This is a genomic window from Agarivorans sp. Z349TD_8, assembly GCF_050870825.2.
In the GTDB taxonomy this organism is placed as follows: domain Bacteria; phylum Pseudomonadota; class Gammaproteobacteria; order Enterobacterales; family Celerinatantimonadaceae; genus Agarivorans.
The window spans coordinates 368,461-382,498 of sequence record NZ_CP194037.2; the positions used below are offsets into that span (position 1 = coordinate 368,461).

Sequence of the window (14,038 nt, forward strand, 5' to 3'; positions counted from 1 at the left end):
CTGTCTACGCAAATACAAACTTAAGCAGGTAGAAAGCCAATCCAAACATCATTAGGCCGATCAGGCAATTAATCAGCTGCTGGGCACGCGGTTTTGCAAGTATTGGTGCCAGCTTTGCCCCGAGTAAGGCGAGGCTGAAGAACCAAGCGAAAGAGGCACTGACCCCGCCAGCAACAAACATCGGGCGTTGCTCTGCGCTGATATTAGCGGCAAATCCACCCAAGATCACAATAGTATCGATGTAGACGTGGGGGTTTAAAAAGGTGAAGGCGCAGCAGGCGAGAATGATTGCCTTTAACTCATGTTTTGCTTCGCCCTGATTTAAGCTATCTTCGGCTTGGTAGGCGCTGCGTAAACACTGGTAGCCGTAGACTAGCATGAATACCGCGCCCAAAATGCTAATGCTATAAAGCAGCCAAGGGTAAGCGTTAAAGAGTTGAGCACCGCCCCAAACCCCAAGGCTCATAAAAAAAATGTCGGCAAACGAGCACATAGTGGCCACCAAGATATGATGGCGTCGGCGGATCCCTTGATTTAATACGAAGGCATTTTGCATGCCGATAGGCATGATCAGGCTGGCCATGAGGGTGAGTCCGGTAAAGTAAGTGCTGAACATGTATTGCCTTGCGTTATTAAAATATTACAGGACTATAACCAGCGCATCTGCTTTAATATAGCTAATAATTTTAATGGATAATTAAAATATCTAATGAGAGTAAATGGCTTCTACTGATTTTGATTACAAGCTGCTAAAAGCTTTGGATGCGGTCGTCCTGGAGCAGAGTTTTGAGCGGGCTGCGCAGCGTCTACACCTCACTCAGTCGGCGGTTTCGCAGCGGATTAAGTTATTGGAAAGTCAGCTGGGGCAACCGTTGTTGATCCGTGCTCAACCCTTACAACCCACGGCTTTAGGTCAACAACTATTAGGCCACTATCAACGAGTATTACAGCTTGAAACCGAATTAAGCCAACAGCTCAAGGTGGACGAGCAGGTTTTTCAGGCTATGCCTTTAGCGGTGAATGCCGATAGCCTGGCCAGTTGGTTAATTCCCGCCTTAAGACCTTTGTTGCAACGTACCCAAATCGAGCTAAATTTATATGTAGAAGATGAATCGCGCACTTGGCAAAGGATGCGTAGTGGCGAAGCGCTCGCCTGTATTACCAGCAAGGCGCAAGCAATCGCTGGAAGTGAAAGCCACTTTTTAGGGTATATGGAATATCTATGTGTGGCGACCCCCGATTTTATTCAACGTTATTTTTCCGATGGGGTTGATCAGCGTAGTCTTAGTCAGGCTCCAGCCATGTCTTTTGATCAACATGACGATATGCATATTCAGTTTTTGTTAGAGCTCTTTGCTTTGCATCCAGGACAATATCCTTGCCATACGGTGCGTTCGTCGGAAGCGTTTATCGAGCTAGCACTGGCTGGTGGAGCCTATAGTTTGAATCCGCGCTTGCAGATGGAGCAACACCTTGCGGCCGGGCGTTTAGTCAACATTTTGCCCGACTTTCAGCTTAGGGTGCCGCTATACTGGCATCATTGGCAATTAGCGGGTAAGTTAATGAGACAGCTAAGTGAACAGATCCGTGCCTACACTCAGACTTGTTTACCACAATAGGGTTAGAGACTGGGTTTGAGCATTAATTTGTAACTGAACAAGGAAAGCCGATGAAGATAGTAATTGCGCCTGATTCGTTTAAAGAAAGCCTGAGTGCCATGGAAGCGGCAGAGCTGATTGAGCAAGGTTTTAAAGAGATTTTCCCTAATGCCGACTATCTGAAAGTGCCGCTTGCCGATGGTGGCGAAGGCACCGTGCAGGCGATGGTTGATGCCACAGGCGGACAAATCATGCCTGTTTTGGTGTCGGGTCCGCGTGGCAATCCGGTTGAGGCTTTCTTTGGCGTATTGGGTGATAAGCAGACCGCGGTGATTGAGATGGCTGCAGCCTCGGGTCTGCATCTGGTGGATCATGCGCTGCGTGACCCACGTAAGACTTCCAGCTATGGTACTGGAGAGCTGATTAGCGCCGCCCTCGATGCTGGTGCTACCAAGTTGATTATTGGTTTGGGTGGTAGTGCCACAAACGACGCTGGGGTGGGCATGCTACAAGCTTTGGGCGCTAATTTTCGCGACCGTTTTAACAAACCCTTAAAGCGTGGTGGTGGTGAGCTGATTGATCTCGCCAGCATCGACATTTCTGGTCTCGATCCCCGTTTGGCTAAGGTTGAAATAGAGGTGGCCTGTGATGTCGATAATCCACTCTGTGGTGAACATGGCGCCAGTGCTATTTTTGGCCCGCAGAAAGGTGCAACGCCAGAGGTTGTCAAGCAGCTTGATGCCGCCTTAGGTCGTTTTGCGGCAGTGGTGTTTAGTGAGTTTGGCATCGATATTATGCACACCGCTGGTAGTGGCGCTGCAGGCGGTATGGGGGCGGGATTGTTGGCCTTTATGCAAGCTCAGCTGCGTCCAGGGGTACAAATCGTGACCGAAGCTGTGGACTTAGCCAGTGCCATGGAAGGTGCTGATTTATTGATTACCGGTGAGGGGCGGATCGACAGTCAAACCATCGCGGGTAAAACCCCCTATGGTGCGGCGCAAATTGCGATGCAGTACCAGGTGCCGGTGATCGCCTTGGCTGGCGCGATGCTGCCCGGCTACGAAGTGGTGCATGAACATGGTATTAATGCGGTATTTTCCATCGTTCCGGGTACTTGTAGTTTGCCGCAAGCACTTGCCGAGGCGGAATCCAACCTCTATGTATCTGCTCGTAACGTGGCTGCGACGCTGAGGCTGAGTCAACAAATGTTTGGCTAAGTGGCTGGTATTGGCTACAATAACTGTATAAACAAACAGGTGTTGTAGCCCTTGCGTCTCTATATTGCAGAAAAACCCAGCCTCGCCCGCGCGATTGCTGCGGTATTACCCAAGCCTCAGCAAAAGCTAAATGGTTATATTCAGCTCGCCAACGGCGATTGTGTGACTTGGTGTATTGGCCATTTGTTGGAACAGGCAGAACCGGAGCACTACGATGCTCGTTTTAAGCAATGGCGTTTGGAGCATTTACCAATCTTTCCCGAGCAGTGGCACTGGCAAGCGAAATCGAAAACGGCGGCGCAACTGCGAGTGATTAAGGGCTTGATTAAACAGGCTGGTGAGTTGGTGCATGCTGGTGACCCCGATCGCGAAGGTCAGTTGTTGGTGGATTTAGTCATTGAGCACTGTAAGGCGAAGGTGGCTCTGAAGAAGTCCTGCCAGCGTTTACTGTTAAGCGACTTAAACCCTGCTGCGGTGAGTCGTGCCTTGAAACAACTAAAATTAAATCAAGAATTTGCCGCGCTCTCGACCTCGGCCTTAGCCCGTTCACGCGCCGATTGGTTGTATGGCATTAACTTAACTCGTGCCTATACCTTAAAAGGGCAACAGCAGGGCTACGGCGGGGTGCTGTCGGTGGGTCGAGTGCAAACTCCAATTTTAGGTTTGGTGGTGAGGCGTGATCAGGACATTGCAAATTTTGTGAGTCGTCCTTTTTATCAAGTGGAGGCGAAGCTGCGCACCGAAAGCGGTGAGTTATTCAGCGCCTTTTGGCAGCCCAGCGAAGCCTGTAAACCCTATCAAGACGAAGAAGGACGTGTGCTTAGTCGTCCCCTTGCCGAGCACGTGGCGAAGCGGATCAGCGCTCAGGCTGCCTTCTTGCAAAGTTTAAAGCAGCAAGATAAACAACAAGCGCCGCCCTTGCCTTACAATCTTTCAAGCTTACAGATCGATGCCGCGAAGCGTTACGGCTATAGCGCTAAACAAGTTCTCGATATCTGTCAAAACTTATATGAACGGCATACGCTGATTACCTATCCTCGCTCCGATAGCCGCTATTTACCCAAGCAACATCATGCTGACGCACCCAAGGTACTGGCGGCGATTAAAAATAATAGCAGTGACTTGGCCGATGCGGTTGACGATGCGGTGCCTCGTCGTCAAAGTAAAGCCTGGAATGACGCCAAGGTGGATGCGCATCACGCCATCATTCCCACCGAAAAGCGCTATCTGGCGCAAAATCTTGGCGAGGCAGAGCGACGGGTATATCAATTGATTGCGCGTCAATATATTGCTCAGTTTTACCCTCACTATCGTTATGCCCATAGCGAAGCGCTGATTCAGATTGCTGATGGGATGTTTAAAGCCAGCGCCAATCAGCTGCTAGAGCTTGGTTGGAAGAGTCTCTTTCCCAAGAAAAAAAATACTGAAGATGAGCCGTTATTACCGCCCTTAACTCAGGGGCAAGCGTTGCACTGTATCGAGGGTGTGGTGCTCGATAAACAAACGCAGCCGCCTAAGGTTTACACTGATGCTAGCCTACTGGCGGCGATGACTGGAATTGCGCGGTATGTGCAAGACCCGGCCTTAAAAGCAGTGCTCAAAGAAACCGATGGTTTAGGTACTGAAGCGACTCGGGCGGGAATTATTGAACTGTTATTTAAGCGCGGTTTTTTACAGCGTCAGGCTAAACAAATTCATGCCAGCGACAGTGGCAAGGCTCTGGTTATGGCTTTGCCTGAGTTATGTACCTGGCCGGATATGACTGCTCATTGGGAAATGCAGCTCAATGGTATTAGCCAACGTAGTCAAAGTTATCAGGGCTTTATGCAAGGTATGCAAGCGCAGTTAAGTGATTTGGTTAAGCACAGTGCCAACATTAATGCGCAAGCCTTTGTCGGCTTAGTCAAACCCGCAGCTAAAGGAGCGGCTAGAAGGGGAAAGCGAAGCCATTACCGGAAGAAGGTGGCGGCAAAATGAGTTTACAATTGAGCTCTTGTTACACTGATGGTGATGTGAAAACTAGCTCTTTCGTGGAGGACGTTAGCTTGTGGGAGCTTTGTTTGGCAAATAAAATGGCCAATACTGATGGTTGGCCATTTTATTCTCTTACACCATAAATTAAGACTTGAGTTTAAATTGCTGAATTAGATTATTCAGTTCTCGAGATTCGCTAGAGAGTTCGTTGGATGCATTGGCACAACTCTCCGAATTATTGCTATTTTGATGGGTTACCTCGTCGATTTGATTAATCCCCAGACTGACTTGCTCGGCGCCTGAGGCCTGCTCGTTGGCCGCTTGGGCAATTTCATTCACCAATACCGCCACTTCGCCAGCATCTTTTACAATTGCATCTAAGGCGCTGCCAGTTTGATGAGACAGTTCAATCCCGCGCTGGGTGTGTTTGGCTGAAGTATCGATTAATATCGCGGTTTGCTGTACCGCTTCGGCACTACGTGCGGCCAGCTTACGCACTTCGTCTGCGACCACCGCAAATCCTCGTCCCTGCTCGCCCGCTCGCGCAGCTTCAATGGCCGCATTTAAGGCCAGCAAATTGGTTTGTTCTGCAATTGACTCGATGGTGTCGATGATGTTGTTGATCTCATTGCCTGAGTTTTCGATGTCTTTCATGGCACCTTGTAGCTCGGTCATCAGTTGGTTGCCAGAGCTGGCTGAGTTAACCGATTGCACTGACAGTTGATTGGCTCGGTCCGCGTTGCCTGAACTTTGACGGATTTGAGCAGCAATTTCGGTGATTGTGGCGCTAATTTCGGTGACCGCAGAGGCGGATTGTGTAGCGCCACTGGCTAAATCATGACTCAGATCTGAAACTTTACCGGCATTGTCGCCAATGACTTCAGAACGTTGTCGGATCTGACCTACCAGTTGGTTCAGGTCACCGACCATTTGCACTAAAGCCTTACCTAATTGGTCTTGCTCAGAAGCGAGTGTGACCTCGAGATCTAAGTCACCTTTGGCAATTCGCTCAGCGATTACCACCTGGTGTTGCAAACTATCGGCCATGTTATCGAGGGCCATCGACAGCTGGCCAGTTTCATCGGCACTGTTAAAATTTAAGCGCTGCTTAAAGTTACCTTTGGCAATCGACTGAGCCATTTCAACGGCTTTTAAGATCGGTTGAGTCAATTTTTTCGCCATAGCAATCAGGACGAAGATGGCAAGTAGTGAAATGATTAAACCCGCGCCGACTTGCCAATTTATATCGCTGAGGTTGTTATCGGAAAGCGTTTTGGATAGCGCATGAACCTCGGCCAACACCAAGTCTTTGTCGATGGTGATTACGATAGCCCATTGAACGCCAGTTTGGCCTAAGGTAATCGGCGCATAGACTTGTAAGCTATTATCCGCTTCGATTGTATTAATGGTTAACTTACCGGATTGGATGGTTGAGATAACTTGTTGGCTATTCAGGCCTGAAACATTGGAGATCGATTGACCAACGTACTTTGGCTGACGACTGTTGGCAATAAATAAGCCCTGTGCGGAAATAATCGAAACCTTGGAATTTCCTTGATAAATCTGTTTGGAGACTTGTTCGCTAAGCTGTTGCACAAAGCTCAAGTCGTAGTCTGCGCCAACTACGCCAAGAAATTGGCCATTAGCGCTGATTGGTACCGACAGCGTCGCGAGCCAGATATTTTTGCCCTGTACGATGTAAGGTAATGGTGCGGTGACCGTTTCATGGCGTTGATTTTTGGGCACCTGATACCAAGCGCCTTTGACGACGCCATTAGGATGTTGGGCTAGCGAATCGTATTCAACCAAGGATTGAATCTCAGTTTTGCCAGAATGATCACGGGTCCAATAAGGGGTGAAGCGTCCAGTTTGAGCGTTGTTACCGTCTTTCCCATTTTTAAATAACTGATCGTTTCCATCAAATGCATTGGGCTCCCAGCAACTATAAGTACCATTTAAGTCGGGGTTACTTTTTAAGACTTCCAATAATATGTCGTTAAATACGGGGCGATCTATGGTGGTGGTGTGATGAGACATATCATCGGATTTAGCGGCAGAGGCGGCGTTCGCTAAAGCCCTAGCTGCGCTTAATCCTTCTTCTAAGCGGCGGCTGACTGATTCCGCATAGTTTGATGCCGTTGCGCCGAGCTGCTTTAGGGCGGCATCTTCCACTAAGGCTGAGACTTTTTTTGATACCAATTGCTGAGATGAAGATGCTGAATAGACACTCAGTGCGACTAAGATCCCTGCCGAGATTAATAAGCAGGAACCAGCAACGAGTGCAATTTTTGATTGAATCGATTGTAATTTCATAAAAAAATAGCCTATATCCATGATCAATAATAAACCGAATATGCGTGCGGTTTAATCCATTTAATTAAAGCTGTGGGCTTTAAGCCTATTGGTCTTTCGTGATCCATTTTTGTTCGAGATAAGAGCGATTTCATCACTCAGATGAGTATGCCTAGAGTTCAGTCAGTATTGCTCAAGCCTTTCTTTATAAGAAAGGTGTAACGCAACTTCTTGTCGAACTTTAGCTAGTGTTTATCGTTACTTTAGAAGGCTTTACAGAGCTTACTGGATGGCCTAACTATGCCTTTAACAACGCAACAATTTACAAAGATAAATAGACCTAGTCATAAGCTTCGTTTGGTGTACTTTGCTTAGCCGAATGAGTAAATTAACGTCAGGTTTACTTCAGGTAGTCGAACTCCTGTTCGCTTATTTATTGAGCCCAGAATATCTATGATTGATAGGCCCTCCTTATTTTTGATTAATGTCCATATTTATTTAAGTAAATATACTTTTAGTCGGCGGCTACAAAATAAATTAAATTTTTTATATCTTTTTGTGGATGAATTTATTGTATTTATCTCGCCTTGTAATCAAATCACCTAATATTTCGAATATTCCCTATGAACGATGATAATAATTTTTGGCTTATATATTTGGGTGAATCGGTTCATCATTTGGTAATGAACGTTTTATAGCTTGATAAATGTAGAAGCTAAGTATCTTAACAAAAACCAAAATATTAATGATTTTAACTATATCTATATTTTTTTAACTCGCCAACCCCCCTCTTCGTTTCTAAGTACGCCTATCTTTGCTTTTCATCAGCGGCCTTAACTTATTTGTATAGAAAACACATAATTAATGACGATTTTGTTTTTATAATGAAGTGGATAATAGGCATCAAGCAAGTTAAATCAGGCTTGATTTATAATTATTGAGTCAAGTTAATTTTAATCTAATTCATTGTTTTTGTTTGATTTTTTATTTATTTGTAATTGATTTTTTTAATCGTTACATTAATTTATTCGCGTGGAAGTATTCTTTCACTTGTATGCTGCACTTAGTTTATATAAATATATAATGTAAACTTATCGATACAGGTGAGTTGCTAGTTAATTGTTTTTACTAGTTCTTGTGAGTGCTCGAATGATTTTTTATTTGCTGTTTGTTTTATTTTTAGTTCGGTTTATAGGTTTTTAATTTCTTACTGGTTGGTATTTAATTGTTGGATCTAATTTCGCTATTGAATCTAAATTGACTGCGTTGTTTCCTAAAATAATTTATCACTATCAGATGCATCTAAATGACGCTGAATCCTCACTCTCATTGGCCACTTCAGTGGCGTTGTTGGTCAACTCCCAGCTTAAGGCGCAGCCATCCTAGGCTGTTCCGCTATTTAGCCAGTTACCTGACGAACAGGCATATCTAGACTCGTCATTCTGTTTACCGCCCCTACACTTGCCATCATTTCTCCCACTTGCGTATTGTAATGACACAAGCTCTGTTTTCCACTTAGCAGCCGTGTGTAACGGTGCATCGCCGTCTCGGATAATGAGCGCTCATAGTAGCCCGATTGGTTTTTCCACTCTTCAGCATTTCATTCTTTAGCGCTTTAAGCTCTTGACTACAAGGGGGGGCTTTCTTCCCTGCAACTGGCGTTTTTGCTTGCGGGATGGCAGGAATAACGCCTTTGCGTTTCAATCGCGTATAACAGTGCTTGGTCGCATCGACACCATCTGCTGAGACTTGGATTATTTTACGACGAAGCGGATTTGAGAGTGTCGATAAACGTTGCCATCATGCTCTGAATTGAGCGAAGCCACCATGCTCACCACTTCATGTGTATCTGCATCGACAGCAAGATGAACTTTACGCCATATTCGGCGCTTTTCCTTTCCATGCTTGCGAACCCTCGATTCGCCTTCAGCAAACACTTTTAGGTCCATTGAATCAATCACGAGGAGGTTAATTGGGCCTCTATTGCGTCAGCGATAGCTCACATTCACGGTTTTCGTTGGTTTACGAATACAGCTGTAGTCAGGTGATTGAAGGTCGACATTCATCAGTAGGAATAGAGAGTTGATAAGGCCTACCAAGGTGCCAAGCGGAAGCTTAAACATAGTTTCTATCATCAGTGCAGTGCATGCCATGCCGTGCCGATGGCGGTATTACTATCGGTGTCGCCGCGATCTCGACGACCAGTTGCGTGTTGACTCATTCAGCCAACAGTAATTAAACCTCACTAGGTTAAGGCCATGTTGTATTGCTTCCCGTTAATGATGTTGCTTTTTACTTTGTCTATGGCACGACCTAAATGTAGCGGTTTAACGATCAGATCGCGGAAAGCCCGAAAGGTTCATTCTAATTTAGGCAACAACGCCGTTTGTCATCTCTGGCTAGGATTTGACTGGTCGATCGATATTAGGCTGGTTGATTTTGAAGAATTATCAGTTGAGACCGTCTTTGATGTAGGGAGCATAAACCGTCACAGGCGTGATATGAAACCTGCTGAACGGCAGTGTATGCGTCGTCTGGTTTTGGCCTCCGTTTACGTTATCCATCAGTTAAAAGTGATGGGCATTTCTCTTCGGCTACCGATAAAAATACCCGGTAAACCGGGTATTGATGAGTCGTGGACGACAGCTTGGTTCACTAATCCATGGTTGGCATTACAAACGTGCTGCTATGTTGCTCTAAACGGACGCTAGTTGGCCAACGACTGGTAACTGTTTTCATACGGGTATAAAAGCGCACTCCGTCGTTGCCGTGGACATTGAGCGGCCCAAAAATAGAGCGCTTCCAGCCCCCGAAACTGTGGAAGGCCATCGGTACTGGAATGGGCACATTCACGCCGATCATCCCGACTTGAACATCTTCACTAAACTGACGGGCGGTCTCACCATCACGGGTAAAGATAGCGGTGCCATTGCCGTACTCATGACGATTGATTAGGGCCAGAGCAGTGTCGTAATCGCTGACACGCACAATTGCCAGTACCGGACCAAAAATTTCTTCTTGATAGAGGGTCATCTCCGGGGTGACCTGATCGATCAGAGTTGGGCCCACAAAATAACCAGCCTCGTGACCAGCTACGCTGAAGTTTCGACCGTCTACCACAATGCTTGCCCCTTGGCTTTCCCCTGAGCTGATATATTGATAGATCTTCTGCTTATGTGGTTCGGAAATCACCGGCCCCATGTCGTTTTCTGGTCCATCGACAATGCCCGGACCAACTCGCATCTGGGCGATTTTATGTTGCAGGTTTTCAAGCAAGGCATCCCCAATTTCATCGCCAACTACAACCGCCACTGACAGGGCCATGCAGCGCTCACCTGCGGCGCCAAAAGCGGCTCCCATGATGGCACTCGCTGCCATTTCCAGATCGGCATCGGGCATCAAGATACAGTGATTTTTGGCGCCGCCTAAGGCCTGACAACGTTTACCATGGGCAGATGCGGTAGCGTAAATATATTCGGCTATCGGGGTGGAACCAACAAAGCTGACCGCTTGCACGCGAGGGTCGCTTAATAGCACATCGACCGCTTGTTTATCGCCGTTGACTACATTAAACACGCCATCGGGGAGTCCCGCCTCTTTGAGCAGTTCTGCCATGATCAGGCTGAGTGAGGGATCTTTTTCCGAAGGCTTTAGTACAAAGCTATTACCGGTTGCCAGTGCGATCGGGAACATCCACATCGGCACCATTGCGGGGAAGTTGAATGGTGTAATCCCGACGCAAACTCCCAGCGGCTGCATTAAGGAATGACTATCCACACCCGTTCCGACATTGGCAGAGTGTTCGCCTTTTTGTAAATGTGGAATACCACAAGCAAATTCAACCACCTCTAAACCCCGAGTGACTTCGCCGACGGCATCGGAGTATATTTTACCGTGTTCATTGGAGATCACGCGAGCTAGGCGATCGATGTTTTGTTCCAGTAAGCCTTTAAATTTGAACATCACTCGAGAGCGTTTTAAAGGCGAAGTTTTGGCCCACGCAGGAAAGGCATTTTCGGCAGCGGCAATCGCTTCTCTAGTTTCTTCCGCACTGCTTAAGGCGACTTGTTTAGTCTGCTCGCCAGTCGCGGGATTGTAGATAGCAGCCAAGCGCTGACTGCGAGTTTCACGGATTTGACCGTGGATAAAATTCTGAACGGTTTCCATTATTAATCCTTAGTTGGCCCTAGTGATTGAATAAGCCAGCATCAGCGGCCATTTGATTGAGATTTTTGTAACCCAACTTGGCGTAGGTGAGGGGATGCGCAATGGCAGGATCTTGTTCTGCTTCGACCACCAGCCAGCCTTGATATTGATGTGCAGCCAAGACTTGCAGAATCGGCGGATAGTCCACACCACCGTCTCCGGGAACGGTAAAAACACCATCTAGGACCGCGTCAAGAAAGCTGGTTTTACGGTTTTTAACATCAGCGAGGATATCCAGACGAATGTCTTTGGTATGGACATGATTGATCCGATGGGCCCATTTTTTAGCGACTTTCAGCGGGTCGTCACCAGCAAACACAAGATGACCAGTATCCAGTAATAAGCCGACTTCATCCCCGGTGTGTTGCATTAGTTGGTCGATATCTGCGGCTGATTCAATCACCGTTCCCATATGATGGTGATAGGCAACCTGAACCCCCTGGCTTCGGGTGTAGCGTGCAAATTCGGTGAGCTTCTTACCATAGTCCTGCCATTGCTCGGCTGGGAATTGCGGACGAAGGTGGACTGGGGTGTCCTGTTTACCGTGGATACAGTGGGTGACCTCGGCAAATACCATCACCTTGGCCCCGAGTTCGCGAAGTAAGGTGAGATGGTCTTGAACTGCCTCAATTTCTTGCTCCACGCTACGGCTTAGCAGCTCTCCCGAATACCACCCCGAGACTAATTGAAGCTGGTGTTGAGCAAGAATGGGGCCTAACACACTAGCTTCACGAGGGAATTTATTTCCCAACTCAAATCCACTGAAACCAGCTAATACACCTTCTGAGAGGCAAGTTTCTAAGGGGGTTTCGGCACCTAAAGACGGTAGATCATCATTGGTCCAGGTGAGTGGGTTAATTCCAATTTGTACGGTCATTATTGCTGCCCTCCTATTAAATTATTTGACGTTGTTTTGCTGCTTCATAGCGTTGACGTGCGGCGCGAACGGGTTCGCGAACCGAGACTTCCGGTATCGCCACTTCCCACCAGGAACCGCCCGATTCCGTGGTGCTAAGTGGATCGGTGTCCAAGCTAATCACATAGCTGATGGGAGAAGCCTTCGCGCGCAGTAAAGCTTGTTCAAGCGCTGAAATGTTGGTCACTTGCTCAGCCTGTGCACCTAACGAACGGGCATGCGCCGCAAAATCGGTTTTTGGGGCACCCTGTTCGACGCTATTACAATCTTGCAGTAGATTATTAAACCCGGCGCCGCCACAAGCTTGTTGTAAACGGTTGATACAGCCATAACCGCGATTATCAAGAACCACAATAATCAGCTTCAGCCCCAGCATCACCGAAGTGGCAATTTCAGAATTAAGCATTAGGTAAGAGCCGTCGCCGACCATCACAAAGATTTCCGATTCTGGTTTTGCCATTTTAACCCCAAGACCCCCGGCAATTTCGTAGCCCATACAAGAGAAGCCATATTCGAGGTGATAACCTTTGTCGTAGCGGGTACGCCATAGCTTATGCAGTTCACCGGGTAAGCCACCGGCGGCACATACCACGATATCTTGCTCGCCAGCGCTGCGGTTCACCGCCCCAATCACTTCTGCATCGGTAGGCAGAGAGCTGTGGCGATCGGTCATGGCAATCGATACGGTTTGATTCCATTGCTGACGGTACTGTTCGGCTTGGTCGCGCCAGTCGGCAGTGCTGCTCCAACCGTCTAATGCCGTTTGTAGCAGCGGTAGAACCCGTTTAGCATCTGCAACCAAGGCTTGGCTGTAATGTTTGCTGGCGTCGAAGCCGTTGATATTAATGGATATGATGCGAGCATCGGCCTTGAACAAGGCCCGCGAACTAGAGGTAAAGTCTTGCAAACGGGTGCCAACAGCAATCACCACGTCGGCTTCTTTGGCCAGGTGGTTGACGGCTTCGGAACCAGTGACGCCAATCGCCCCCAGATTGCAGACGTGATCCCAAGGTAAAGCACCCTTACCTGCCTGGGTTTCACCAACTGGCAGCTGATAAGCTTCGACAAAGGCTTTAAATTCGGCGGTGGCTTCGGAGTAGTGAATCCCTCCTCCTGCGATCACCAGTGGTTGCTTGGCCTGTTGTAGCAACGCCACTGCTTGGGCTAGTTCAAATTCGTCGGCTCCCATGCGGCGAACATGATGAATTTTCTCGGCAAAGAAATGGTCGGGGTAGTCAAAGGCCATGGTTTGCACATCTTGTGGTAGCGCCAAGGTGACTGGTCCACATTCGACCGGATCGGTGAGTACTCGCATCGCTTGCGGTAAGCTGTTGAGCAATTGTTCTGGCCGGGTGATGCGATCGAAAAAACGACTGACCGGTTTGAAGCAATCGTTGGGCGTGATGGTGGCATCGCTCCAGTTTTCGATTTGCTGTAATACCGGATCGGGTTCGCGAGTGGCAAAGGTATCACCCGGTAACAGTAAAATCGGCAGCCGATTTACATGGGCGAGAGCGGCTGCGGTGACCATATTCAGAGCCCCTGGACCGACCGAACTGGTTGCGGCCATCATGCGTCGGCGATTATTCGCTTTAGCAAAAGCGATGGCACTGTGGGCCATCGCTTGTTCATTATGGGCTCGATAAGTTGGTAAGCTGTCGTTGACGTGATACAGGGCTTCGCCTAGTCCGGCGACATTACCGTGGCCAAAAATGGCAAATACCCCGTGGAAAATCGCTTGAATTTCACCGTCAATCTCAACTTTCTGTGCCTGCATAAACTTCACCAAGGCTTGAGCCATGGTTAAACGCACGGTTTTTGCTGTTGTCATCTGA

The 14,038-nt window shown here is 47.8% G+C and carries 10 protein-coding genes; 3 read left to right on the forward strand and 7 right to left on the reverse strand.

Annotation, left to right across the window (positions count from 1 at the left end; translation table 11 throughout):
• Window positions 1–4: 4 nt before the first annotated feature.
• On the reverse strand, window positions 5–616 hold the full coding sequence (locus ACRRS1_RS01610) for a LysE/ArgO family amino acid transporter (RefSeq protein WP_432460696.1): 612 nt from the start codon (window positions 614–616) through the stop codon (window positions 5–7).
• A 103-nt stretch (window positions 617–719) separates the two neighbouring features.
• On the opposite strand from ACRRS1_RS01610, the gene ACRRS1_RS01615 reads away from it, so the two are divergent.
• From ACRRS1_RS01615 to ACRRS1_RS01625, 3 genes are read left to right on the forward strand one after another with little or no spacing between them, the layout of a single operon-like run.
• On the forward strand, window positions 720–1,619 hold the full coding sequence (locus ACRRS1_RS01615) for a LysR family transcriptional regulator ArgP (RefSeq protein WP_432468536.1): 900 nt from the start codon (window positions 720–722) through the stop codon (window positions 1,617–1,619).
• Window positions 1,620–1,669: 50 nt separating this feature from the next.
• Window positions 1,670–2,815 carry a glycerate kinase gene (locus ACRRS1_RS01620; RefSeq protein WP_432454935.1) on the forward strand — a complete coding sequence of 382 codons (1,146 nt, stop codon included), beginning with the start codon at window positions 1,670–1,672 and terminating at the stop codon, window positions 2,813–2,815.
• A gap of 51 nt (window positions 2,816–2,866) precedes the next feature.
• Entirely contained in the window at window positions 2,867–4,792 is a 1,926-nt protein-coding gene (locus tag ACRRS1_RS01625) for a DNA topoisomerase III (protein ID WP_432468535.1), read from the forward strand.
• 141 nt (window positions 4,793–4,933) lie between these two features.
• Here ACRRS1_RS01625 and ACRRS1_RS01630 read toward each other — a convergent pair whose 3' ends face one another.
• The 6 genes from ACRRS1_RS01630 to iolD all read right to left on the reverse strand — a co-directional run bounded on the left by ACRRS1_RS01630 (window position 4,934) and on the right by iolD (window position 14,034).
• Window positions 4,934–7,102 (reverse strand): methyl-accepting chemotaxis protein, encoded by a 2,169-nt coding sequence (locus ACRRS1_RS01630; RefSeq protein ID WP_432460698.1) that lies wholly within the window; start codon window positions 7,100–7,102, stop codon window positions 4,934–4,936.
• Between the two features lie 1,733 nt (window positions 7,103–8,835).
• Window positions 8,836–9,030, reverse strand: coding sequence for a transposase (locus tag ACRRS1_RS01635; protein WP_439036002.1), 195 nt, complete (start codon window positions 9,028–9,030; stop codon window positions 8,836–8,838).
• A 39-nt stretch (window positions 9,031–9,069) separates the two neighbouring features.
• Window positions 9,070–9,234 (reverse strand): transposase, encoded by a 165-nt coding sequence (locus tag ACRRS1_RS01640; protein WP_439036003.1) that lies wholly within the window; start codon window positions 9,232–9,234, stop codon window positions 9,070–9,072.
• A 502-nt stretch (window positions 9,235–9,736) separates the two neighbouring features.
• Window positions 9,737–11,248: a CoA-acylating methylmalonate-semialdehyde dehydrogenase gene (locus tag ACRRS1_RS01645; RefSeq protein WP_432454931.1), complete on the reverse strand. Its 1,512-nt coding sequence runs from the start codon at window positions 11,246–11,248 to the stop codon at window positions 9,737–9,739.
• A gap of 19 nt (window positions 11,249–11,267) precedes the next feature.
• On the reverse strand, window positions 11,268–12,164 hold the full coding sequence (iolE, locus tag ACRRS1_RS01650; RefSeq protein ID WP_432454930.1) for a myo-inosose-2 dehydratase: 897 nt from the start codon (window positions 12,162–12,164) through the stop codon (window positions 11,268–11,270).
• 16 nt (window positions 12,165–12,180) lie between these two features.
• Window positions 12,181–14,034 carry a 3D-(3,5/4)-trihydroxycyclohexane-1,2-dione acylhydrolase (decyclizing) gene (gene iolD, locus ACRRS1_RS01655; protein ID WP_432468533.1) on the reverse strand — a complete coding sequence of 618 codons (1,854 nt, stop codon included), beginning with the start codon at window positions 14,032–14,034 and terminating at the stop codon, window positions 12,181–12,183.
• Between the last annotated feature and the right edge of the window lie 4 nt (window positions 14,035–14,038).